This window comes from Massilia violaceinigra, from assembly GCF_002752675.1.
GTDB classification, from domain to species: domain Bacteria; phylum Pseudomonadota; class Gammaproteobacteria; order Burkholderiales; family Burkholderiaceae_D; genus Telluria_A; species Telluria_A violaceinigra.
In genome coordinates this window covers 2,044,028-2,065,731 of record NZ_CP024608.1, presented here as the reverse complement: position 1 = coordinate 2,065,731, position 21,704 = coordinate 2,044,028, and the positions used below count along the sequence as shown (strand labels likewise).

Annotated in this window: 24 protein-coding genes; 9 read left to right on the top strand and 15 right to left on the bottom strand. The window is 62.4% G+C overall.

Going from position 1 to position 21,704, the window contains the following annotated elements; genetic code table 11:
- Positions 1-64: 64 nt before the first annotated feature.
- Positions 65-406 carry an energy transducer TonB gene (locus tag CR152_RS09225; protein ID WP_099874656.1) on the bottom strand — a complete coding sequence of 114 codons (342 nt, stop codon included), beginning with the start codon at positions 404-406 and terminating at the stop codon, positions 65-67.
- A gap of 121 nt (positions 407-527) precedes the next feature.
- Complete coding sequence (locus CR152_RS09220) at positions 528-2,276, bottom strand: methyl-accepting chemotaxis protein (RefSeq protein ID WP_229413323.1); 1,749 nt, start codon at positions 2,274-2,276, stop codon at positions 528-530.
- Between the two features lie 101 nt (positions 2,277-2,377).
- Between CR152_RS09220 and CR152_RS32775 the strand changes: the two genes are divergently transcribed.
- On the top strand, positions 2,378-2,572 hold the full coding sequence (locus tag CR152_RS32775) for a hypothetical protein (protein WP_157778400.1): 195 nt from the start codon (positions 2,378-2,380) through the stop codon (positions 2,570-2,572).
- A gap of 192 nt (positions 2,573-2,764) precedes the next feature.
- Here CR152_RS32775 and dusA read toward each other — a convergent pair whose 3' ends face one another.
- Positions 2,765-3,763: a tRNA dihydrouridine(20/20a) synthase DusA gene (dusA, locus tag CR152_RS09215; RefSeq protein WP_099874654.1), complete on the bottom strand. Its 999-nt coding sequence runs from the start codon at positions 3,761-3,763 to the stop codon at positions 2,765-2,767.
- Between the two features lie 132 nt (positions 3,764-3,895).
- On the opposite strand from dusA, the gene CR152_RS09210 reads away from it, so the two are divergent.
- Positions 3,896-4,369 carry a hypothetical protein gene (locus CR152_RS09210; protein WP_157778399.1) on the top strand — a complete coding sequence of 158 codons (474 nt, stop codon included), beginning with the start codon at positions 3,896-3,898 and terminating at the stop codon, positions 4,367-4,369.
- A 4-nt stretch (positions 4,370-4,373) separates the two neighbouring features.
- On the opposite strand, the gene CR152_RS33790 is transcribed toward CR152_RS09210, so the two are convergent.
- Together CR152_RS33790 and tnpC are read right to left on the bottom strand one after the other, a co-directional pair.
- Positions 4,374-4,580 (bottom strand): hypothetical protein, encoded by a 207-nt coding sequence (locus CR152_RS33790; protein ID WP_208640098.1) that lies wholly within the window; start codon positions 4,578-4,580, stop codon positions 4,374-4,376.
- 89 nt (positions 4,581-4,669) lie between these two features.
- Positions 4,670-6,082: an IS66 family transposase gene (tnpC, locus tag CR152_RS09200; protein ID WP_099874652.1), complete on the bottom strand. Its 1,413-nt coding sequence runs from the start codon at positions 6,080-6,082 to the stop codon at positions 4,670-4,672.
- 102 nt (positions 6,083-6,184) lie between these two features.
- Between tnpC and CR152_RS09195 the strand changes: the two genes are divergently transcribed.
- Positions 6,185-6,355 (top strand): hypothetical protein, encoded by a 171-nt coding sequence (locus CR152_RS09195; protein WP_157778398.1) that lies wholly within the window; start codon positions 6,185-6,187, stop codon positions 6,353-6,355.
- A gap of 99 nt (positions 6,356-6,454) precedes the next feature.
- Here CR152_RS09195 and CR152_RS09190 read toward each other — a convergent pair whose 3' ends face one another.
- The 3 genes from CR152_RS09190 to CR152_RS33590 form a co-directional block, all read right to left on the bottom strand.
- Positions 6,455-7,579, bottom strand: coding sequence for an acyltransferase family protein (locus tag CR152_RS09190; RefSeq protein ID WP_099874650.1), 1,125 nt, complete (start codon positions 7,577-7,579; stop codon positions 6,455-6,457).
- 145 nt (positions 7,580-7,724) lie between these two features.
- A complete protein-coding gene (locus CR152_RS09185) occupies positions 7,725-8,165 on the bottom strand; it encodes a hypothetical protein (RefSeq protein ID WP_099874649.1) in 441 nt (146 codons plus the stop codon).
- Positions 8,166-8,190: 25 nt separating this feature from the next.
- A complete protein-coding gene (locus CR152_RS33590) occupies positions 8,191-9,120 on the bottom strand; it encodes a hypothetical protein (protein WP_167399877.1) in 930 nt (309 codons plus the stop codon).
- A gap of 271 nt (positions 9,121-9,391) precedes the next feature.
- On the opposite strand from CR152_RS33590, the gene CR152_RS09175 reads away from it, so the two are divergent.
- The 5 genes from CR152_RS09175 (at position 9,392) to CR152_RS09155 (ending at position 14,514) form a co-directional block, all read left to right on the top strand.
- The gene (locus CR152_RS09175) at positions 9,392-10,252 is read left to right on the top strand and encodes a flagellin N-terminal helical domain-containing protein (RefSeq protein ID WP_099874647.1); all 861 of its coding nucleotides are present in this window, start codon (positions 9,392-9,394) and stop codon (positions 10,250-10,252) included.
- 248 nt (positions 10,253-10,500) lie between these two features.
- On the top strand, positions 10,501-11,361 hold the full coding sequence (locus CR152_RS09170) for a flagellin N-terminal helical domain-containing protein (RefSeq protein ID WP_099874646.1): 861 nt from the start codon (positions 10,501-10,503) through the stop codon (positions 11,359-11,361).
- A 236-nt stretch (positions 11,362-11,597) separates the two neighbouring features.
- On the top strand, positions 11,598-12,452 hold the full coding sequence (locus tag CR152_RS09165) for a flagellin N-terminal helical domain-containing protein (RefSeq protein WP_099874645.1): 855 nt from the start codon (positions 11,598-11,600) through the stop codon (positions 12,450-12,452).
- 202 nt (positions 12,453-12,654) lie between these two features.
- Positions 12,655-13,515 (top strand): flagellin N-terminal helical domain-containing protein, encoded by an 861-nt coding sequence (locus tag CR152_RS09160; RefSeq protein WP_099874644.1) that lies wholly within the window; start codon positions 12,655-12,657, stop codon positions 13,513-13,515.
- Between the two features lie 93 nt (positions 13,516-13,608).
- Positions 13,609-14,514 (top strand): flagellar hook-length control protein FliK, encoded by a 906-nt coding sequence (locus tag CR152_RS09155; protein ID WP_099874643.1) that lies wholly within the window; start codon positions 13,609-13,611, stop codon positions 14,512-14,514.
- A gap of 50 nt (positions 14,515-14,564) precedes the next feature.
- Here CR152_RS09155 and CR152_RS09150 read toward each other — a convergent pair whose 3' ends face one another.
- The 7 genes from CR152_RS09150 to CR152_RS09120 all read right to left on the bottom strand — a co-directional run bounded on the left by CR152_RS09150 (position 14,565) and on the right by CR152_RS09120 (position 20,902).
- Positions 14,565-16,652 carry a flagellar biosynthesis protein FlhA gene (locus tag CR152_RS09150; RefSeq protein WP_099874642.1) on the bottom strand — a complete coding sequence of 696 codons (2,088 nt, stop codon included), beginning with the start codon at positions 16,650-16,652 and terminating at the stop codon, positions 14,565-14,567.
- Complete coding sequence (locus CR152_RS09145; RefSeq protein ID WP_099874641.1) at positions 16,649-17,791, bottom strand: EscU/YscU/HrcU family type III secretion system export apparatus switch protein; 1,143 nt, start codon at positions 17,789-17,791, stop codon at positions 16,649-16,651. Before CR152_RS09145 ends, CR152_RS09150 begins: the two co-directional genes overlap by 4 nt.
- A complete protein-coding gene (gene fliR, locus CR152_RS09140; RefSeq protein ID WP_099874640.1) occupies positions 17,784-18,560 on the bottom strand; it encodes a flagellar biosynthetic protein FliR in 777 nt (258 codons plus the stop codon). The genes CR152_RS09145 and fliR overlap by 8 nt, the downstream gene beginning before the upstream one ends.
- A gap of 4 nt (positions 18,561-18,564) precedes the next feature.
- Positions 18,565-18,834: a flagellar biosynthetic protein FliQ gene (locus CR152_RS09135; RefSeq protein WP_099874639.1), complete on the bottom strand. Its 270-nt coding sequence runs from the start codon at positions 18,832-18,834 to the stop codon at positions 18,565-18,567.
- A 27-nt stretch (positions 18,835-18,861) separates the two neighbouring features.
- Positions 18,862-19,623, bottom strand: a complete 762-nt coding sequence (gene fliP / locus CR152_RS09130) for a flagellar type III secretion system pore protein FliP (RefSeq protein ID WP_099874638.1) — start codon at positions 19,621-19,623, stop codon at positions 18,862-18,864.
- Positions 19,620-19,913 (bottom strand): FliM/FliN family flagellar motor switch protein, encoded by a 294-nt coding sequence (locus tag CR152_RS09125; protein ID WP_370663847.1) that lies wholly within the window; start codon positions 19,911-19,913, stop codon positions 19,620-19,622. The genes fliP and CR152_RS09125 overlap by 4 nt, the downstream gene beginning before the upstream one ends.
- A gap of 98 nt (positions 19,914-20,011) precedes the next feature.
- Positions 20,012-20,902: a hypothetical protein gene (locus CR152_RS09120; RefSeq protein WP_099874636.1), complete on the bottom strand. Its 891-nt coding sequence runs from the start codon at positions 20,900-20,902 to the stop codon at positions 20,012-20,014.
- Positions 20,903-21,387: 485 nt separating this feature from the next.
- Between CR152_RS09120 and fliE the strand changes: the two genes are divergently transcribed.
- Positions 21,388-21,690 carry a flagellar hook-basal body complex protein FliE gene (gene fliE, locus CR152_RS09115; RefSeq protein WP_099882121.1) on the top strand — a complete coding sequence of 101 codons (303 nt, stop codon included), beginning with the start codon at positions 21,388-21,390 and terminating at the stop codon, positions 21,688-21,690.
- The last annotated feature ends 14 nt before the right edge of the window (positions 21,691-21,704 follow it).

Here is a 21,704-nt window from a genome sequence, read left to right as displayed (position 1 = left end):
CAGGCGTGCGCTGCCGCGGCGACCGGCCCGGGCGGGCTGGCCGCGTGGAACGGTGGCTAAGCGATCAGTCGAGCTTCCAGGCGTAGTCGACCTTGGTCCAGGTCTGGGCCGGGGCGCCATCCTTGGTGCCCGGCTTGAACTTGCACGCGCTGATCGACTTGATGGCGGCCTTGTCGAGATTCTTGAAGCCGCTGGTTTTTTCCAGCTTCGATTCGACCACCGAGCCGTCCGGGCCGACCAGGAAGGACATCGACACCGTGCCCTGTTCCTCGTTCATCAGCGACGCCTTGGGATACTCGGCCTTGCACTTGCCGGCATCGAAACTGGCCGGTACTTCGGCCGCCGCGGCGGCGCCGCACACCAGCAAGGCGCCCATCGCACTCATCAAACGCGTAGAGGTCAACATACAATTTCCCTGGAAATAAGGTACAACCGCGCGCCTGTATCACGTCGGCGCTAACGCTGCAGCTTGCGCCGCATCCCTCCATCCACCCTGCCCTGCCTTGTGCGGCCGGCCGGGAAGCGGATCAGAATTCTTCCCATTCATCGCTGCCGCTCGTGGCAGCCGCCTTTTTCGGCCTGGCGGGCGCTGCCGATGCAGCCGGCGCCGGACGCTTGAGGACCGGCTTGGCCACGCGCAGCGGCGCTGCGTTGGCCGGACGGGCCGGCGCCGCCACCAGCGCGGCAGGCGCGGCGACATGGGTTTCTTCGCCTTCGATCAGCTTGAAGATGCTGACCACGTGCGCCAGCTCGCTGGCCTGGTCCTGCAGGCTCTGGGCGGCGGCGGCGGCCTGTTCGACCAGGGCCGCGTTCTGCTGGGTCATGCTGTCCATATCGATGATCGACATGTTCACCTGCTCGATGCCGGCGCTCTGTTCCTGGCTGGCGTTGGCGATCTCGCCCATGATGTCGGTGACGCGCTTGACGCTGGCGACGACTTCATCCATCGTCACGCCGGCCTGGCCGACCAGCTTGCTGCCGCGCTCGACCTTCTCGACCGAATCGCCGATCAGGGTCTTGATTTCTTTCGCCGCCGCCGCCGAACGCTGCGCCAGGTTGCGCACTTCCGAGGCGACGACCGCAAAGCCGCGGCCCTGTTCGCCGGCACGGGCCGCTTCCACCGCCGCGTTCAGCGCCAGGATGTTGGTCTGGAAGGCGATCCCATCGATCACGCCGATGATGTCGACAATCTTGTTGGCCGAGGCGTTGATCGAACCCATCGTGTCGACCACTTGCGACACCACGTCGCCACCCTTGCGGGCCACGTCCGAGGCGCTGGCGGCGAGCTGGTTCGCTTCGCGGGCATTGTCGGCGTTCTGTTTCACGGTCGAGGTCAGTTCTTCCATGGCCGAGGCGGTCTTTTCCAGGGCGCTCGCTTGCATTTCGGTACGCGAAGACAGGTCGATATTGCCGGCTGCGATTTCACGCGACGCGGTGCCGATGGTTTCGGTGCCGCCGCGCACCTGGCCGACGATGTCTTTCAGGCTGTTGCGCATTTCGCGCATTTCCATCAGCAGGCTGCCCTTCTCGGCGCCGCTGGTATCGATGCGGACCGACAGGTCGCCATGGGCGATGCTGCTGGCGATCCTGGCGGTGTAGTCCGGTTCGCCGCCGAGCTGCTTGAGCAGGCCGCGCGTGATGAAGACGGCCGCGATGCCGCCCAGCAGGATGGCGACGCCGCCCAGGATCAGCATGGTCAGGCGGGCGTTTTCAAAACCGTTTTCGGCATCTTTCTGGGCTGAGCTATTGAGCTTGTCTTCGAGGGCGGCAAGCTGTTCCAGCGCATCCATCCATTTTTTCTGGACCGGGCGGATTTCCTTGATCATCACGCGGGTCGCGTCTTCGGCCTTGTCGGCCATCCACAGTTCGGACGCCTTGGCCAGGGCCGGCATGGCCAGCGCTTCATGTTCCTTGATCTGGGCCAGCAAGCTCTTTTCCTCGGCCGAGGCGCCGCTGGCGAATTTCTCGCTCAGTTTTTTCTGGGCGGCATCGTACTTGGCGGTCTGTTCCTTGATGCGCTTCATTTCCGGTTCCATGTCGCCCGAATCGGTCATCAGGGTCAGGATGCGCAGCGACACGATGCGCTCGCTGACATTGGTGCGCATGTCGATCACCAGACGGGTCACCACATTGTTGACGCCGACGACGTTATCCAAACGGGCCTGGATCTGCGCCATGCTGATGATCCCGACGATGGTGACCGCGACCAGAAAAGACAGGACCAGGAGAAATCCAAGACCTAAACGGGTGCCGACCTTCATGTTGGATAAATTCATTTCGCGTCTTTTCTATGGAACGATTGATCGATTAATCAGGGTCACCGCGTGTACTGTGCGGTCCTGCTGGGACCGGCTTGATGCTGTCTTTGAAGAAACGCATGGCTATCTGCGTTCCATTTAGGATAAATCAAAACAGTGACTGCGCATGCAAAAAAGTTGATTTGAGAACGAATTGTTTCAGTGCAACAACAGGCGACGTGGCGTTGCCGCAGATCACAAAACGGGCAAAAGATGAAGGGATTATAGAGGTATTTTTTGCCATAGAGCAAGGAAAAATGCGTTTGCGCAATTGAAAGAGGGTTTCATGGATGTAACTACAGAGCGCGGGGGGAAGACAGCGCGCATGCCCAGTCAAGGGCGGGCATGCGGTGGTGGGGAAAGCGAGGGAGGCAGGCGTGGCTGCCGGGCGGGGGCAAACGTGGCGCGGTCCTGCGCTCCTGCCATACGGCGCGGCGCGGCGGCGCCCGACGCTACGGCGCCCGACGTTACGACGCCCGACGCATCCCGGCCGCCGCTTCCAGCAGCAGATGCGGATCGGCTGCGGCCAGGCGCTTCGGGTCGGACATCACCTGGCGGAAACTGCGCGCACCGCCCAGCCCGGCCATCAGCCCCAGCATGTGGCGCGTAATGGTGTTCAGTTTCAAGCCGCGCGCCGCATGCTGCTCCAGCTGCGCCTGTATATAAGGGATCATCGCGGCCAGCACTTCCTCGCGCGTCTTGACCGGCGCCGTGTCGCCGTAAAAGCGCGCATCGTACTCGGCCATGACATACGGATTATGGTAAGCCTCGCGCCCCATCATCACGCCATCCACATGCGCCAGGTGCAGCGCGATCTCGTCGGACGTCTTGATGCCGCCGTTGATGATGATTTCCAGGTCCGGAAACTCGCGCTTGAGCTGGTACGCCACCTCGTACTTGAGCGGCGGAATCTCGCGGTTTTCCTTGGGCGACAAGCCCTTCAGGATCGCATTGCGCGCGTGCACGATGAAGGTGTTGCAGCCGGCATCGGCGATGGTGCCGACGAAATCGCGCACGAAACCGTATTCCTCGTTGCGGTCGATCCCGATGCGGTGCTTGACGGTGACGTCGATGGTCACGGCGTCGCGCATGGCTTTCACGCAATCGGCCACCAGTTGCGGTTCGGCCATCAGGCAAGCGCCGAACGCGCCCTTCTGCACCCGCTCCGACGGGCAACCGCAGTTCAGGTTGATTTCGTCATAGCCCCATTGCTGGCCCAGTTTGGCGCTGGTGGCCAGATCGGCCGGGTCGCTGCCGCCCAGCTGCAGGGCGACCGGATGCTCTTCTTCATTGAAGCGCAGATGGCGCTCGACGTCGCCGTATACCAGCGCGCCGGTGGTCACCATCTCGGTGTAGAGCCAGGTATGGCGCGTGATCTGGCGGTGGAACTTGCGGCAGTGCCGGTCGGTCCAGTCCATCATCGGCGCGACAGAGACTCTTCTGCTTCGGTAAGTGCTTGATTTCATACTATATTTCGTTATTATTGCGCTGGTATCGCTCCGTCACTCATGCTCGGTGTGCGGCATTGTGTGGTTTCCTGCGCGCTCAGGACGGAGAAATGACGGGTGGCGTTTATTGGAAAGAGGAACGGAAGCTGGGTGGCTGATGTGCGCCGGACGGGCCACAAGGCGGCGAGCAAATCATTCCCGACAAAAACCCATAGCGGCCGAATGGCGCGCCGCTTCGAGTCCGACATGGATGCGGCTACCTGCCAGGATGGCCGCAGCCTGAATTCTATTACATTCCGGTGCCCGACCGTCAGGCACCCGGAGGAAATCGGCAAGCTCATGCCGGGCGAACGTTTCGCCGTTGGCGCTGTCGAACATGATACCAATGGTGGCAAAGCGCGACAGGCAAGGCATACTCTTCCAGAAACCGGTATGGCAGACCAGATGACAACCCCGACCAAAGACGAGATCAACGCCAAGCTCGACGCCTCCGAGGCGCGGGTTGATGCGCGCCTGGCGAATTTCGATGTCAGCGTGAAGACTGGCTTCGCAGAGCTACGCACTGCCTTTGCCGAACTGCGCGCAGATATGGAAAAAATGCGTGCGGATATAGAAAAAATGTAACTATTCAGCCTGAATGACCAAAGCAATCCGCGTCATTCGCATCGGTGAAAGCGATGTCGCCTTGTTCGGCCGCCGCTGTGCATTCCCATAGCCCGTCTTGATGCAGCGCGATCGAATCGGCATTTCGCAAGTAGAACTCATCGGGACCCAGGCCGTCCATCAGGACCGGACGACGCACCCGTTTTTGTTTTCCGTTGATGAAGATTGTCATGAACTGCGCCTTCTCCCTTTTCTGGGCGGAGGTCAGTTTGCGCTTCGGTTTGACCATGGTATTGAATGCGATTGTTAACTGTTCGGCCGCTACGCAGCTGGCATGATCGGATCGCCAGCAAATGCCCGACGCAACACTTCCAACATGCTGTGTCCCTGCTTGCGTAGCGTGTCGAGGCAGGAGCGGATGGTGCAGAAGTTGGCGGCGCCGGTAACGGTGCGGAAGCAGCCCGATATTTTCTGTTTGACCTTGGGCATGCGCACGGCCCGTTCAGCAATATTGTTGGAGAACGGGACGGTGGGGTCGGCGATGAAGCGCAAGATGGCGTCGGCGTGCAGTCGGAAGCGGCGCAGCAAATTGTGGGCGTCTGACTGTTTGCAGCGACCACGTTTTCCGTCGGGCTTGAGTTTGAGAGGGTTCAATTGTTCGCCTGCGCGCACGATATCGTTGTAGACGGTGGTGAAGGCGGCGATGGCATCGGCGTCAAATGGCCGGCCTTGCTGGCGCGCCGCCGCGCTCAGTCTATGAGCGTTGAGCAGCAGTTCCGTCATGGCGGCCGGCCAGTCCTGGCCGGTCACCTCTTGCGCATAAACCAGTTCTCGAAGGAGATGAGCATTGCACAAGGCGTGCAGGCCATCGTCGAGTTTCCAGTAGGGAGCCCAGCAGTCGTGCACCAGGACGCCGAGGCGTTTGGGCAGAATGCCATGCGCGACGATAGCCTCCAGGCCGCGCTTTGCGTGCATGCCGTACCAGGTGAGATCCGCAGTGGCCGCCACATGCATCCAGTGCAGCTTGCCGTCCACACGCAGGCCGGATTCGTCGGCGCACAGCACTGGCGCGTGGTGCAACTGCCGTGCGATCAGGTCGGCTGTGCCTTGCAAAGCCACGCTGGCATCGCCAACCCATGCGTGCAGCGTTGCCGGCGATACCGATAAGCCCGTCATCTCGCAAATCAACTCGGCGGCGCGGGCATATGGCAGCATCTGTCCTTGGGTCAGATGCACGCCCAGTGCGCGCACATTCGGACCGTATTGCGCCACTTCGCTGACTGCGGCGGGAAAAGCGCTGTCGTGCCGCTGGCCGCAGGCGCATACGACCGTGTAGACGCGGTGTTCGATCACCTCGAAGCTCATCGCCGGCACATCGAATACCTGACGGCTGTCCAGCATTTTTGCCTGCTCCAGGGGCAACGCACTGTGGCAGCGGTCGCAGTGCGACGGCGGCGGATGATCCTCCGTTCCGGTGGGCTCGGCCACCCTCTTGAGCGTGCTGCCTTTATGGCCAGGTTGGCCTCCAACCGCCTTGCCAGACTTGCCGCGCAACGAGCTAGTCTTCGGCTTTCTCGCTAGGCCATCCGACGATGGCGGTTTGCTCGAATTCTCGCTGGTCATGCCCAGTTTCGCTTCGACCGCGTCCAGGCGCGCAAACAAGGCGTCGATGAGCCGGTCCTTATCGGTATCGGACAGGTGCGTGAGGTCGGGACGAGGCGGTTTCGGTGGCATGACAACATGATGCGGCAATTGCACATAGTTTACAACCGCTGATTGCTTTGGTCATTCAGGCTGAACAGTTACGAAAAAATGCGCGCTGATATGCAAAAAGGCATGATGGATATTGTCAAGTGGGTCATCGGCTTTGGCCTTGCCAGCATTGGCGGCATATTTGCCGTCTCCAGGATGACGGAGAAACCTCCGTCGCAAGCCAACCTGCAGCCTCCCCCCATCATCATCACCGTCCCACAGGCAGCCGCGCCACCAGCAGCGCCCGCGAAGTAGCCGCTTCCCGAAGCAAGCTTCCCGAACGGGTTTTTACGCCCGTGGCTTCCCACTCAATCCGGATCGATTGCTTCCCGGCCAGCCAAGCAAGCCCCCTGCTCAGGCCGCTGGCACCAGTCCCGCCGGCGCCCGTTGCGAGGGATACCAGCGCGCGCGCAACTGCATGAACGGGGTCTCCACGCAGCGAAACAGCAGCCAGCCGGCGAAGATGCTGACCGCGAACAGCAGCAGCACGGTCAGCGGCGCGTTGACATCGATCTTCATGTCGCGCAAACGCGGCGCGGCGACCATGAAGATCGGTTTGTGGATCAGGTAGATGGCGTACGACCACAGCGCTAATTGAGTTGCGCCGGGCACGCGCACCCGGCCGAGCAGCGACGTTGGGCTGAGCGCCGCCATGACCAGCAAGGCGTAGCTGATGGCGACCAGCGAAAAACCGAAGGTGGTCGAGAGCATCGGATCGGGCCATTCCTGTTCCATGCAATACAGCGTGGCGACGACGGCGGCCAGCCCGGTACCGAGCAGCAGATTGCCCTTTGCCAGGATCTTTTCATACAGGGCGCCATGAAAGTTCTTGAGCATGGCGATGGCCACGCCCGGCAGCAATTCGTCGAAGCGGCACCAGGTGGAGTAATACGTCTGCGCCGAAAACGCATCGTACTCGTACAGCACAAACGCGCTGCCGCGCGCCAGCATGCCGGCGGCGATGGCGCCCACGATGAGGCACCAGGCGACGGCGAGCGGCCGCTTGCAGCGCACGACCGCGAGCGTCACCAGGGGAAGCGCCAGATAAAATTGTTCTTCGATACACAATGACCAGGAATGGGTAAACGTTTGCCCGTAAGCCAGCCCGAAATTCTGCGTGAAGGTCAGGAATTGCCACAGCGGCGGCGTGCTCGAGCCGCCGAGCAAGCCCGGCAGCAGAAAATACAAGGCCAGCATGAAGTAATAATTCGGCAAGGTGCGCAACAGGCGCTTGGCAAAGAACGCCTTCAACGAAAATGCTTCCTTGCGCGCGATCGCCGACAAAATCTGGTTGCCGATCAGATAGCCGCTGAGCACGAAAAACAGATCCACCCCGGTCCAGCCGACGCTGCCCACCACGCCGAAGGTGTCTTTACCGCTGACAAAACCACCATAATGAGACATCAACACGAGCGCAATGGCGACGGCGCGCAGGGTATCCAGGCCGCTGGCGCGGATTAAAGCATTGTTCGGGGGCATACCATCATGGTGGGTTGAGTTGGGAAAGTGCGCGTGGCGCGCAGCGCGCCGTGCCGGGATGACAATGATAAGCCAACACGAACCGGCTGCGCAGCACTTATCCGGAGGCCGACGGCAGGCGCCGCCCGCAACCGGGCACCGTCCGCTATGCAGCCTGGCGCAGCGATAAACAGTGGCGCGCTTCCGTCCTGAATGCGGGAGCGTCCATTTCCGCGCCGGGGTAGTCCGGCAGCCTCTCGATCATGCCGGCAAACTGGTTCAGCGCCGCGCTGGCCTGCTCCAGCAAGGCATTCAGGTCGCCCTGGGCGCCACCGGCCAGGAAGGCGGCCAGGGTCTGGTCGATCTGGCGAGCCGCCCGCAGTGCCGCCAGATAGTCGCGCCGCAGCTCCTCCTGTCCGGCGCGCGCGTCGAAATACACCATCGCCGTCGCTTCGCAGTCGGCAAAGCGGGCCGGCGTGCCATCCCAGGCGGTCATCGTCCCATTCGCCATCCAGGTGGAAAGGACGTCGGCGATGCCGTTGAGCCGCTGGACCGCGAAGATGAAATATTGGATGCGTCGAAGGTCATCCGATCCGATGGAAATCATGGTCTTTCTCCTCACAGGCGAAGGCTTAATGGGGGAACCTGGCGATGCATTCGTGCCACAGCTGCTGAAAGAGCAACAAGTTCTGCTCCATGCAGATAGTCGGATCCCGGACCATGGTGCACACCTGATCGCGCATGATCTCGAAGGTTTCGCTCGCAGCGGACAGGCAACTCATGCGCGTGGGTAAATTGGTCGGATAGCGCGGGCCGCCGCCATAACTGTCGCCGTTTCCACCACCGCCACCGCCACCGCCGTCTCCACCTCCACCACCGCCGGAGGGAGCGCCATCGCCGGGCGTCCAGCCGGCGCCGCCGTAAGGGGCGCCGCCGCCACCACTACCGCCGCCGCTGTCGCCGCCTCCCCCGCGCCCGGTGCAAATGGTCTGTTCATCAGGCGCGAGACGGCACTCCCAGCTCTTTTCTTGCCAGCCCACGATGGCAATCAGTTTTTTGTTGAGGGCATCCGGCGCCGGGGTCGCCACCGCCGTTCCCGGGGCAGTGGAGAGCGCCGCCGAGGTGAGCTGCGCCTGCTTGCCGGGGGCCGCTGCCACCCGATTGTCGAGCGCCGGTGCCGGCGCCATGAGCATGCGCTGGCCCGAGGAACTGTCGATCGATACCAGCGCACCAGCCTGATACACCGCCCGCTGCACCTGTCCATCGGAAAACTCGATCCGCTCGAGCCGCTGCTCGTCATCGTAGTAATAGCTGGCGAACCTGCCGTCCGAATGGTAGATATTGGAGAGCCGGCCCTGTTTATAGAAGTAATGCGTGCTCCGGTCATCTGCCAGCCTGGCAATCAGTCGTGCCCCCTTCATGACCAATGTTTCCCCGCCCACAAGGGTGGTGCGGACGACATCGGCAGTGCGCTGCGTCATGGATGGCGGCTCGGCCCCGGCGCCGTGGGTCAGACAGGCCATGGCGAACAACAAGACAGATGATTTAAGCAAACATTTCATGATAACTCTCCGAAAGATGAAAGAACCTCATCTTGGCGCGCGCTCAGCGGCCGGGGTTTATCCGTTCTCAATCGGGTCATGCATTCACTAAGCCATTCATTACAAAGGGAAATATCGTTTCTGCAGGGTGCTCCCTCAGCACAACGGAAAAATAATTCAATTTATTTCCGTGTGGCACTTAATGACTTGGGGGAAACGGTCGTCTTGTACTTGGGAGAGCGCGAAGCAACGCGACTCCGAAGTTCCCACCCCCTACACCTGGAGTTTGATCATGCTGAGCCTTCACACAAACAACGCTGCCCTGTCCGCACAAAACTCGATCAACCGCACCCAAGGCAGCCTGTCGACCTCGATGACCCGCCTGTCGACCGGCTACCGCATCAATTCGTCGATGGACGACGCCGCCGGCCTGCAGATCGCCACCCGCCTGAAAGCCCAAACCAGCGGCATGGCCGTTGCGATGCGCAACACCCAGAACTCGACCTCGATGCTGCAGACCGCTGAAGGCGCGCTCGACGAAGTAAGCAACATGCTGGTGCGTATGAAGGATCTGGCCACGCAAGCAGCCGACGCCTCCTCGACCGCAGCCGACAAGACCGCGATGCAGTCGGAATACGATGCCCTCGGTACCGAACTGAACAACGTACTGACCAACACTTCCTTCGGCGGCGCCAAGCTGCTCGTCGGCGGCACCATCGCCTCGGCCATGACGTTCCAGATCGGTTCGAGCACCAGTGAAAAAATGACCGTGGACATGTCCACCAGCATGGGCACCCTGGTCACCGACGTCACCGCCACGACCGCCAACTACACCACCCCGAACTCGGTCGGCACCGAATTGACCGCCGCCGGCACCGCCTCGACCACCATCGACAAGCTCTCCACCGCGATCGCCTCGATCGGCACCGTGCGTTCGTCCCTGGGTGCTTCGGCCAACCGCCTGGAACACGTCTACAACAACTTGTCGAACATCAGCACCAACAGCAAGGCCGCAACCGGCCGCATCATGGACGTCGACTTCGCCAGCGAAAGCTCGAAAATGACCACCAACCAGATGCTGCTGCAAGCCGGCACCGCCATGCTGAAACAGAGCAACAGCATGTCCTCGATGGTCATGTCGCTGCTGCAGTAATCCGCAATCAGCCATAAGTACCGCGCCCGGCTGAGCAAGCCGGGTTCCCCAGAAAGCCAGCCGTCCACCCGGCTGGCTTTTTTTTCGTCCTCCCGCGCCGCGTGTCCAGAGTGATAACACGCAAATCTATTTCGAATATATTTCCATGCGGCACTTAATGACCTGCATGAAAGCGTCGCCTTGTATTGATGAGAGCGCGACACCAGTGCGGCTCCGAGAAGCAACCACCCAACCCCAGGAGTTTGACCATGCTGAGCCTTCACACCAACAACGCTGCCCTGTCCGCGCAAAATTCGATCAACCGCACCCAGGGCAGCCTGTCGACCTCGATGACCCGCCTGTCGACCGGTTACCGCATCAATTCGTCGATGGACGATGCCGCCGGCCTGCAGATCGCCACCCGCCTCAAAGCCCAGACCAGCGGCATGGCCGTTGCGATGCGCAACACCCAGAATTCGACCTCGATGCTGCAGACCGCTGAAGGCGCACTCGACGAAGTGAGCAACATGCTGGTGCGTATGAAGGATCTGGCCACGCAATCGGCCGATGCCTCCTCGACCGCAGCCGACAAGACCGCCATGCAGTCGGAATACGATGCACTCGGTACCGAACTGAACAACGTGCTGACCAACACCTCCTTCGGCGGCGCCAAGCTGCTCGTCGGCGGCACCATCGCCTCGGCCATGACGTTCCAGATCGGTTCGAGCACCAGCGAAAAAATGACCGTCAACATGAGTGCCAACATGGCCACCCTGGTGACCGACGTGACTGCCACGACCGCCAACTATGTTGCCCCGAACACGGTCGGCACCGAACTGACCGCCGCCGGCTCCGCCTCGACCACCATCGACAAGCTCTCCACCGCCATCGCCTCGATCGGCACCGTGCGCTCGGCCCTGGGTGCTTCGGCCAACCGCCTCGAACACGTCTACAACAACCTGTCGAACATCAGCACCAACAGCAAGGCTGCAACCGGCCGCATCATGGACGTCGACTTCGCCAGCGAAAGTTCGAAAATGACCACCAACCAGATGCTGCTGCAAGCCGGCACCGCCATGCTGAAACAGAGCAACAGCATGTCCTCGATGGTCATGTCGCTGCTGCAGTAATCATCCAGGATGCCCGGCGCAGCCGCCGGGTTGCCACAAAAACCAGCCCTCCCCCGGCTGGTTTTTTTTCGTCCATCCGCACTGCAAGATGTCCATAGCGACAACACACACATCTATTTCGAATATATTTCCATGTGGCACTTAATGATCCAGATCAAAGTGTCGCCTTGTATTGATGAGAGCGCGACACCAGTGCGGCTCCAAGAAGCAACCACCCAACCCCCAGGAGTTAGACCATGCTGAGCCTTCACACCAACAACGCTGCCCTGTCCGCGCAAAACTCGATCAACCGCACCCAGGGCAGCCTGTCGACCTCGATGACCCGCCTGTCGACCGGCTACCGCATCAATTCGTCGATGGACGACGCCGCCGGCCTGCAGATCGCCACCCGCCTGAAAGCCCAGACCAGCGGCATGGCCGTTGCAATGCGCAACACCCAGAATTCGACCTCGATGCTGCAGACCGCTGAAGGCGCGCTCGACGAAGTGAGCAACATGGTGGTGCGCATGAAAGATCTGGCCACGCAAGCTTCCGATGCCTCCTCGACCACGGCCGACAAGACCGCCATGCAGGCCGAGTACGACGCCCTCGGCAAGGAACTGAGCAACGTGATGACCAACACCACCTTCGGCGGCGCCAAGCTGCTGATCGGCGGCACCATCGCTTCCTCGATGACCTTCCAGATCGGTTCGAGCACCAGTGAAAAAATGACGGTCAACCTGGCCACCGACGTAACCGCCCTGAACACCGCCATCGGCGCCACCAGCGGCACCTACACCGTGCCGGGCACCCCAGGCACCGAACTGACCGCCACCGCCAACGCCACCATCGACCTGCTCTCGACCGCGCTGGCCTCGATCGGCACCGTGCGTTCGGCCCTGGGCGCCTCGGCCAACCGCCTCGAACACGTCTACAACAACCTGTCGAACATCAGCACCAACAGCAAGGCTGCAACCGGCCGCATCATGGACGTCGACTTCGCCAGCGAAAGCTCGAAAATGACCACCAACCAGATGCTGCTGCAAGCCGGCACCGCCATGCTCAAGCAGAGCAACAGCATGTCCTCGATGGTCATGTCGCTGCTGCAGTAATCCGCAAGGATGCCCGGCTGAGCAAGCCGGGTTCCCCAGAAAGCCAGCCCTCATCCGGCTGGCTTTTTTCATGCACAGAAAATAGTTCGATTAATTTCCATGTGGCACTTAACGCGGCCGGCGAAACGGTCGTCTTGTACTAGTAAGAGCGCAGCACACCGCGGCTCCGACAACCCCCACCCCCTATACCTGGAGTTCGATCATGCTGAGTCTGCACACTAACAACGCTGCCCTGTCCGCACAAAATTCGATCAACCGTACCCAAGGCAGCCTGTCGACCTCGATGACCCGCCTGTCGACCGGTTACCGCATCAATTCGTCGATGGACGACGCCGCCGGCCTGCAGATCGCCACCCGCCTCAAAGCCCAGACCAGCGGCATGGCCGTTGCAATGCGCAACACCCAGAATTCGACCTCGATGCTGCAGACCGCTGAAGGCGCGCTCGACGAAGTAAGCAACATGCTGGTGCGCATGAAGGATCTGGCCACGCAATCGGCCGATGCCTCCTCCACCTCGGCCGACAAGACCGCGATGCAGTCGGAATACGATGCCCTCGGCACCGAACTGAACAACGTATTGAACAACACCTCCTTCGGCGGCGCCAAGCTGCTCGTCGGCGGCACCATCGCTTCGGCCATGACGTTCCAGATCGGTTCGAGCACCAGTGAAAAAATGACCGTCGACATGTCTGCCAGCATGACCACCCTGGGCACCGACGTCGGCGCCACCACCGCCAACTACGCCGCCCCGAACACGGTCGGCACCGAACTGACCGGTGTGGGCACCGCTTCGACCACCATCGACAAGCTCTCGACCGCGATCGCCTCGATCGGCACCGTGCGCTCGGCCCTGGGTGCTTCGGCCAACCGCCTCGAACACGTCTATAACAACCTGTCGAACATCAGCACCAACAGCAAGGCTGCCACCGGCCGCATCATGGACGTCGACTTCGCCAGCGAAAGCTCGAAAATGACCACCAACCAGATGCTGCTGCAAGCCGGCACCGCCATGCTCAAGCAGAGCAACAGCATGTCCTCGATGGTCATGTCGCTGCTGCAGTAAGCGGCACGGCCGCCGGCGTAGTCAGCCGGGCAACGACCGAGCCAGCCGGCCACCCGGCTGGCTCTTTTTTTATCCTGACCATGCGTGAACGCCATGTCTACCATCCATTCGCAACCGCTGGGCGCGCCGCTGATTGCACCGCTGGCGCCGGTGTCGCTGCTGCCGGCGCCGGCCAAGGCGGGGGCCGCGGGCATGGGCTTGCCGCTGCCGGTCTCCGAACCGGTGGCCGCGGCCGGGTCGGGCGCCGGCCTGCCTGCCAACCTGAACGAAAGCGCCTCGATGCGCACCGACCAGGTCTTCATGGCGCGCCAGCTGGCCTGGCCGGTGCTCGACGGCGCCAGCCTGGCCAACGCATGGCGCACCATGGTGCGTGCCTACGCGGCCCAGTTGGCCACCTTGCAGCAGCAGGGACGGGCCCAGTTCATGTCGGGCAATCTATTGATGTCGGGCCCTCAGCAAGCCCTGCAGGCGAGCGCCGTGCCGCATCAGGCAACCTTGTTGTGGCACCCGGAAGCGTGGCGTTTCGTGCTGCCGGGCGCGGGCGGCCAGCAATTGGCGCTGCGCCTGCTGACCGGCTTGCCCGATCCGCCGCCCAGCCGGCGCCAGCGCGCCAAGGCCGCGTTGCGGCTTGACGTGGTGCTGGCTGACGGCAGCCATGCCACGGTGCAGCTGGAACTGGTCGATGGGGTCTTGATGGAACTGGCGGCCGAGCATCCGCGCGCGGTTGCGCTACTGCGCCAGGCGCTGCCGGCGCTCAAGCAGGCGATCGAACTGGCCGGTTTGCGCCTGGCGCGTGCCAGCGTCAGGCAGGGAATATGGCCGGGCAAGCCGCTGCAGCAGTACTCATCCCAGATCAGCGCCGCCCTGCCCCCGCCGCTGTTCCGGGCCATGGCGGAAGTGGCGCTGCTGCTGGCAGGGACCTCCAGGCCGGAGGCGGCAACGACGGTGCGGTTTACCGAGGGGCCGCTGCCGGGCGACATGGCTTACGGTGAACCATGAGCCGTCGTCCCGGTCAGTGTTTCCTCACCGGCGGCCGCCGATAAGGAAACTTATCCGACTGTTCCGACAATGCTCACATCGCGGTTTTCGGGGATTTCGTTGTAAGAAAGCACGTGCAAGCCCGGCGCGAACAGGCGCGCGTAACGCGCCAGCAATGGCCGGATCTGCGGCAGCACCAGCAGCAGCGGCGCACTCTGCTGCTGCTTCATCTGCTCGCGCGCCACCGGCATGTTCAGCTGCAGCTGCGACAGCAACTGCGGATCGATCGGGAAATTGTCGAGCGCGACCTTCCCGCCCTGGCGCGCCTGGTTCAGGGAACCCAGCAGCATATTCTCCAGCTCGGCCGACAGATTGAACGCCGGCATTTCCTTCTTCTTGCCGAACAGCGCCGTGACGATCTGGCGCCGCAGCGCGCAGCGCACCTCGGCCGCCAGCAGAATCGGGTCCTTGGTCGTTTCCGAGCTGTCGAGCAAGGTGGTGCCGATCACCACGATATCCTTGAGCGACACATTTTCGGCCAGCAGCACGCGGAACACCCGCAGCAGCTGGGTGTGCGTGAGCGCCTTGTCCAGCGCCGACGAGAGCTTCGGCGAGAGCGCCGTGAGCCGCTCCAGGATCGCCGGCACGTCTTCATGGCGAAACAAATCCGGCAGATAGTCGCGCACCACCTTCGAGCAGTGCGTGGCGATCGCGCTCGGCACCTCGACCACCTGGTAACCCAGCCCCAGCGCATGGGCCTTCTCGGCCGGCGCAATCCAGGTGATGGCCATGCCGTAGGCCGGTTCGATCCCGGGAATGCCGTCGAGCTGGCCGTACACCGAGGGCGAGGGAATCGCCATCAGGCAGTCCGGCACCACTTCGGCTTCCGCCACCACGGTGCCGCTGAGCATGATCGAATACTGGGTCGGGCGCAGCGACAGGTCGTCGCGCACGTTGATCTGCGGTAGCAGCAGCCCCATCGCTTCCGACAGGCTCTGGCGCACGCCCTTGATGCGCTTGGTCAGCGGCTCGCCCTGGGCGGCGTCGACCAGCCCGACCAGCTTGTAGCCCACCGCCACCGTCAGCGGCTGCACCGCCGGCAATTGATGCCATTCGAGCTCGGGCGCGCGCTCGTCGCGCAGGGCCGCTTCGATCGCCGCCACCCCGGCCTGGTCGGGCGCCTTGACCATGCGCCCCAGACGCCAGCCCACATAGCCGAGCACGATGGCGAAAATGCCGAACATCATCCACGGCATGCCCGGCACCATGGCCAGCGCCAGCATCATGCCCGAGGCGCTGTACAGCACCGCCGGCGAGGCCAGCAACTGCCCGCCCACCTGCTGTTCGAAATCGCCCGAATCGCTGATCCGGGTCACCAGGATCGCCGCCGCAGCCGACAGCAGCAGCGCCGGAATCTGCGCCACCAGGCCGTCACCGATGGTCAGCAGCGCGTACAGGCGGAAGGCGTCGCCGAACGACAGGTTGTGCATCAGCGAGCCGATCGCGACGCCGCCCACCATATTGATAATCAGAATCAAAATACTGGCGACCGCGTCGCCGCGCACGAACTTCGAGGCCCCGTCCATGGCGCCGTAGAAGTCGGCTTCGGCGGCCACGTCGCGCCGCCGCACCTGGGCTTTTTCCTGGTTGATCAGGCCGGCGTTGAGGTCGGCGTCGATGGCCATCTGCTTGCCCGGCAGCGCGTCCAGGGTGAAGCGCGCCGACACTTCGGAAATCCGTTCGGCGCCCTTGGTCACCACCGCGAAGTTAATGATCATCAAAATCACGAACACCACGAAACCGACCACGAAATTGCCGCCGATAACCACATTGGCGAAGGCTTCGATCACTTTACCGGCCGCGTCGCTGCCTTCGTGGCCGTGCAGCAGCACCACCCGGGTCGAGGCCACGTTCAGGGTCAGGCGCAGCATGGTGGTGCCGAGAATGACGCTCGGGAACACCGAGAAGTCGAGCGGCCGCTTGGCCGAGACCGACACCAGGATGACGATCAGCGCCAGCACGATGTTGAACGTGAACAGCACGTCGAGCAGTACCGGCGGCAGCGGCAGGATGATCATCGACAGGATCACCAGCAGGAATACCGGCGTGGCAAATTTATGCCGCTTCAACTCGACCAGCAGGCTGTTCAAGAAACTCATGTGGCGGGAACCTCACTCAGATGAGATGGCACGACCACCTCGTTGGGAAAACGTGGCGGCGCAGTGCGCCGGCCGGCACGGAAAGCGTTCAGTTGCAGCACATAGTTGAGCACCTGCGACACGGCCTGGTACAGCTGGGCCGGAATTTGCTGCTGGACCTGGCTGGTATTGTAGATCGCGCGCGCCAGGGGCGGCAGTTCGAGTGTCTCGATATTGTGCTGGCGTGCAATCTGGCGGATGTACAGGGCCATTTCATCGACTCCCTTGGCCACCACGAAGGGCGCCTCGGCGCGGCTGGCCTCGTACTTGAGCGCCACCGCGTAGTGTTCCGGGTTGACGATCACCACGTCGGCCGTGGGCACGGTCTTGTTGACGCTGCGGCGCGCCATCTGCTGCTGCAGCTGGCGGATGCGCTGGCGCACTTCCGGCTTGCCTTCGCTGCTCTTGTGCTCTTCCTTCTGGTCGTGCTTGCTCATGCGCTGGTTGCGCGCGAACAAGAATGCCTGCATCGGCACGTCGAGCACGGCGAACATGATGAATACCATGCACATGGCCATCAGGGCGTCGAGCATCAGGCCGGCGCCGGTCGACAGGGCCACGCTGAGCGGCATTTTTTGCAGCTCGACAAAGGCACTCATGCCCGAGCGGCTCACGTGCACCAGCACCCAGCCCAGCACCACCGCCTTGGCCACCGAGGTGGCCACGCCGATGCCGTGCTTGGCCGTGAACAGGTTGCCGAGGTTCTTCATCGGCGACAGGCGGTTCATTTTCGGTTCCCAGTGCTTGGTGCTGATCACCCAGCCGCCGGGAATGAGGGACGAGAGCACCACCGCGAACGGCACGCCCAGCAGCGGCAGCACCATGCTGATCAACAGCCACATGGCGCTGCTGAAGATGGTCGACATGGCGTTTTCCATGGCCCCGTCCGGGCCCAGCGGAATGAAGACCAGGTCGAACAGGTTACGAAACGACAACAGGTAGGTCGGCAGCAGCATGGCGAACAGTTTCAGGCTGATCAGGATGCCGATGGCGGTGCCCAGGTCGCGCGAACGCACCACCTGGCCTTCATCGCGGGCCTTGCGCAGCTTTTGCTGCGAAGCCTTTTCGGTCTTGTCGCCACCGCTCGCGTCGTCAGCCATGGGCCGCCTTCATCTGTTGTTGGATCAGTTCGAGCACCTGGTTGCTCATCGCAATGTAGTGTTCGGGAATGAAACGCACGATCTGGACCAGCATCATCAGGCCGAACAGGGTGGTCAGCGAAAAGCCCAGCGAAAACAAATTCAATGACGGCGCCACCCGGTTCAACAGGCCAAAGCCGAGCTGCACCACCAAAGTCGAAAACACGATCGGCAGCGCCAGCAGCATGGCGGCGGCGAAAATCCAGGCCGCCTTGAGCGCCACGGTATGCAGCAGCACCGGGCCGTAGCCGCCGCCGACCGGCCAGGCCTTGAAGCTAGCCGCCAGCACCCCGGTCAGCACCAGGTGGCCGTCGATGGCGAAAAACACGATGATGGCCAGCAGCGACAGCATGCCGGACACCACATCCGAGGCGGTGCCGTTGACCGGATCGTTCATCTGCGCCATCGAAAAACCGATCTGGCTCGAGACCAGGTAGCCGAGCACATTGATCACCGACATGGAAAAATGCATGGCCAGCCCCAGCACGCCGCCGATCACGGCCTGCTCCAGGGTGGTGGCGATGCCAAGCACGGAAAACGGGTCGACCACCGCATTGCCCGGGGAAAACGGCAGCATCATGAACGACAGCACCAGCGACAGCAGCACGCGCACCGGCAGCGGCACCAGGATGTCGCCCACCACCGGCGCCGACGACAGCAGCGCCAGGTTGCGGATGAACGGCCACCACAGGGCGTTCAGCAGCGGCAGCAGGTAGCCGGCCAGCTCCATGCGCCTAGCCGACCAGGGCGGCGGCGCGCTGGAAGACGGAGACGCAGTAATCCATCAGGTAGGCCGTCATCCAGTGCCCGGCCACGATCACCGCCAGCAGGGTCACCAGCAGGCGCGGCAGGAAGCTCAGGGTCTGCTCGTTGATCTGGGTGGCGGCCTGCACCAGCGCCACCAGCAAACCGGTGATCAGGCCCGGCACCACCAGCACCAGTACCATCAGCATGACGATTTGCAGCGCTCCGACCATCAGGTCCACGGCCACGTCGGGGGTCATCGGCTTTCTCCCATCAAAGTGCGGCCCTCAGAACGGCCGTATGCTGCCGACCAGCGTGTTCACGGTCAGGGTCCAGCCATCGACCAGCACGAACAGCAGCAGCTTGAACGGCAGGGAAATGACCAGCGGCGAGAGCATCATCATGCCCATCGCCATCAGCACCGAGGACACCACCAGGTCGATGATCAAAAACGGAATGAACAGCATGGCGCCGATCTGAAACGCGGTTTTCAGTTCGCTCAAGACGAACGCCGCCAGCTTGACCGTAAACGCGCGCTTCTGCGGCGCCAGGTCGGCCGGCTCGCCCGCCAGATGGGCCACCTGGGCCAGCGCGGCCTTGCTGGTCTGGGCCAGCATGAAGCGCGAGAGCGGCACTTCGGCCACCTTCAGGGCGTCCTGCATGCCGATCTTGTCCTGGTCGTAGGGGACGAAGGCGTCGCGCCAGATCTGGTCGCCGATGGGGCGCATCACCAGCAGGGTGAGGATCAGGGCCACGCCGGTGATGATGCGGTTCGGCAAACCCTGCTGCAGGCCGAGCGCCTGGCGCAGCAGCGAGAGCACGATCACGAAGCGGGTGAAGCAGGTCATCATCATGACCATGATGGGCAAGAGCCCAAGCAGGGTCATCAGGACCAGCACCTGCGACTTGACCGTCAGGTCGGTCTTGGCGCCCGGGATCACCCCGGCCAGCAAGTCCTGGGCCGAGGCCGGCGCGCACAGCAGCAGGCCGGCGGCCAGCAAGGCCGCCGTGGCCACGCCGGCGCCGCCGCCCCGTGCGCCCTCTCTCATGCGGTGATCAGGTCCAGGTCCAGGCCGTCGAGGTCGATGACCTTGAGCCCGTACTGTTCGCCGGCCACCACCACTTCGGCGCGCCCGATCGGGGTGCCGTTGACCTTGATGACGAGCGGCTCGCCCGCCAGCACGTCGAGCGCGATCACGCTGGCCGGCCCGATCGACATCAATTCCTGCAGCGAGATGCGGGCCGAGCCCACTTCCAGGGTCAGGGTCACGGGAATCTTGCGCATCATCTGCGGCAAGTCGCGCTGCGGCCGCTTGTCGGCCGCGCGCGGGGCGTCCATGCCCGATGGCACGCCCATCTGTGGTTCATCGATGATCAATTCTTCGTCGATCCCGGCATCCTGGTCCGGCGCCTGAAGTTCGTTCTCGTTGATTTTCATTAGTCGCTATCTTCAAAAGAGGTTAAGCAGAGCGAGCCGTTGTGCTCGGTGACCGCCGCCGTAAACAAGCGCGACTCGGCCAGCAAGACATCGGCCCGGCCCACCGTCACGGGAATGATGTCGCCCAGCTTGAGCGCAAACAGCGCTTCGAGCGTGATTTCCTTGCTCACCAGCCGCCCTTCCAAGGTCACTTGCAATGCCGTGCCGAGCGCCACGCTGGCACGCGCCGGCGCGTGGTCGCGTGCGCGCTCCGGCAACAGCCCGAGCAGCACGCGCGCCACCATGTCCTGGTCCAGCGCCAGCCACAGCTGGCCGCATTCGCCGCTCTGGGCCTGGCGCAGGGTAATGCCGAGCGTCCAGCCATCGGCGCTGGGCGGCGCCGGCGGCACGCTGCCCGGCACCAGCTCGGTGGAAGCCGCGCCGGGTTCATTATGCGCTCGCGCAAGGTTTGCATCCACCCGCTTGGATAGGACCGACGCTAGTTGTTGACCTAACACAACTGCGAGGCGTTCTTCCGTGGCCGTCACGCGTACCGTGGAGGGATCGACGGAGGGCGCGGGGGCCGCGCCGCGGCGTCCGTAACGCTGGTTGAGCACGCTTAGCAGCAGCGAGCGTTCGAGCGCGAAGGCGATACCGCCGGCGTCGCCTGCACCACTGGTAAAGCCGAGCCAGCGCCCGCTCTGGCTGCTGTCGGGCGGGCCCACGAAACCGCTCGCTTCAAGCTGAAAGCCATCCCAGTAGCGGCGCAGGGCTGGCTGGCGCAAGGCGGCGGCCAGATCCTCGGCAAACTGGGCAGCGAAATGGGGCAGCAAATGGACTGGCCGTCCCAGCAGCCGGGGGTCGAGCACCTGCGGTGATGCCGGCAAGTTTGTCTTATTTATCATGGTCATAAGTAACTCGGCAAGTGCATGGCAAAGAGGGCAACTCTTTGTTTTGTTTGAGGAAAACAGTATATCAGAGCATTTTTATTTGATGGATTTAATTTCCATGTGGCATTATAATTGCCGTAGGGTAAGGTGAAATATGATGCTGCAAGGAAATTAACCGGAAGACAGGCTCAAGTTCCGACCGTCGCCCCCGTTACCAACAGTAAGCGATATCGTTAGGCATTTCGACACCTTTGCTTCTCCTCCAAGTGGTTTAGCGAAATTTGTTGGTTTTACCCGACTCAGCAATAAATCTTTTTGCCGTCGAGCATGTTTTCGTTTGGAATCGCGGCACGGAACGCGCACACTTGGCGCTTCACCGTTCAGGCCGGCTACGACAGAAAATTAGTCGTAACTGTTTGATTATGAACAAAAAATTATGCAGGGATGACAACATGGAAGTCGGAATTACAACATCGAATTCGCTCGCCGGCCAGCTCCAGTCGGAGATGAAAATCCTGGCCAACGATGCGGGCCAAATGGCCGCGCACGCCAACATCGGACCGACCGCCGGCGAAGCGCTCCCGGCCGGGTTTTCGTTCACCCAGAGCATGAAAGATGCGCTCGACAGTGTGAACCGCCAGGATGCCCAGGCCGGCCAGAAAATGAACGACGTCGACAGCGGCAAGAGCGACGACCTGGTCGGCGCCATGCTGGCCAGCCAGGAAGCCAGCCTGTCCTTCTCGATGCTCATGCAAGTGCGTAACAAGGTCATGGGCGCCGTGGACGAGCTGATCAAGCTCCCGGTCTGAGCTCCTGTTTGCAA

Coding starts and splice junctions, on each gene's coding strand:
- CR152_RS09225 (WP_099874656.1), bottom strand. CDS start 406: ATGTTGACCTCTACGCGTTTGATGAGTGCGATGGGCGCCTTGCTGGTG.
- CR152_RS09220 (WP_229413323.1), bottom strand. CDS start 2,276: ATGAATTTATCCAACATGAAGGTCGGCACCCGTTTAGGTCTTGGATTT.
- CR152_RS32775 (WP_157778400.1), top strand. CDS start 2,378: ATGGCTATCTGCGTTCCATTTAGGATAAATCAAAACAGTGACTGCGCA.
- dusA (WP_099874654.1), bottom strand. CDS start 3,763: ATGAAATCAAGCACTTACCGAAGCAGAAGAGTCTCTGTCGCGCCGATG.
- CR152_RS33790 (WP_208640098.1), bottom strand. CDS start 4,580: ATGACAATCTTCATCAACGGAAAACAAAAACGGGTGCGTCGTCCGGTC.
- tnpC (WP_099874652.1), bottom strand. CDS start 6,082: ATGCCACCGAAACCGCCTCGTCCCGACCTCACGCACCTGTCCGATACC.
- CR152_RS09195 (WP_157778398.1), top strand. CDS start 6,185: ATGATGGATATTGTCAAGTGGGTCATCGGCTTTGGCCTTGCCAGCATT.
- CR152_RS09190 (WP_099874650.1), bottom strand. CDS start 7,579: ATGCCCCCGAACAATGCTTTAATCCGCGCCAGCGGCCTGGATACCCTG.
- CR152_RS09185 (WP_099874649.1), bottom strand. CDS start 8,165: ATGATTTCCATCGGATCGGATGACCTTCGACGCATCCAATATTTCATC.
- CR152_RS33590 (WP_167399877.1), bottom strand. CDS start 9,120: ATGAAATGTTTGCTTAAATCATCTGTCTTGTTGTTCGCCATGGCCTGT.
- CR152_RS09175 (WP_099874647.1), top strand. CDS start 9,392: ATGCTGAGCCTTCACACAAACAACGCTGCCCTGTCCGCACAAAACTCG.
- CR152_RS09170 (WP_099874646.1), top strand. CDS start 10,501: ATGCTGAGCCTTCACACCAACAACGCTGCCCTGTCCGCGCAAAATTCG.
- CR152_RS09165 (WP_099874645.1), top strand. CDS start 11,598: ATGCTGAGCCTTCACACCAACAACGCTGCCCTGTCCGCGCAAAACTCG.
- CR152_RS09160 (WP_099874644.1), top strand. CDS start 12,655: ATGCTGAGTCTGCACACTAACAACGCTGCCCTGTCCGCACAAAATTCG.
- CR152_RS09155 (WP_099874643.1), top strand. CDS start 13,609: ATGTCTACCATCCATTCGCAACCGCTGGGCGCGCCGCTGATTGCACCG.
- CR152_RS09150 (WP_099874642.1), bottom strand. CDS start 16,652: ATGAGTTTCTTGAACAGCCTGCTGGTCGAGTTGAAGCGGCATAAATTT.
- CR152_RS09145 (WP_099874641.1), bottom strand. CDS start 17,791: ATGGCTGACGACGCGAGCGGTGGCGACAAGACCGAAAAGGCTTCGCAG.
- fliR (WP_099874640.1), bottom strand. CDS start 18,560: ATGGAGCTGGCCGGCTACCTGCTGCCGCTGCTGAACGCCCTGTGGTGG.
- CR152_RS09135 (WP_099874639.1), bottom strand. CDS start 18,834: ATGACCCCCGACGTGGCCGTGGACCTGATGGTCGGAGCGCTGCAAATC.
- fliP (WP_099874638.1), bottom strand. CDS start 19,623: ATGAGAGAGGGCGCACGGGGCGGCGGCGCCGGCGTGGCCACGGCGGCC.
- CR152_RS09125 (WP_370663847.1), bottom strand. CDS start 19,913: ATGGACGCCCCGCGCGCGGCCGACAAGCGGCCGCAGCGCGACTTGCCG.
- CR152_RS09120 (WP_099874636.1), bottom strand. CDS start 20,902: ATGACCATGATAAATAAGACAAACTTGCCGGCATCACCGCAGGTGCTC.
- fliE (WP_099882121.1), top strand. CDS start 21,388: ATGAAAATCCTGGCCAACGATGCGGGCCAAATGGCCGCGCACGCCAAC.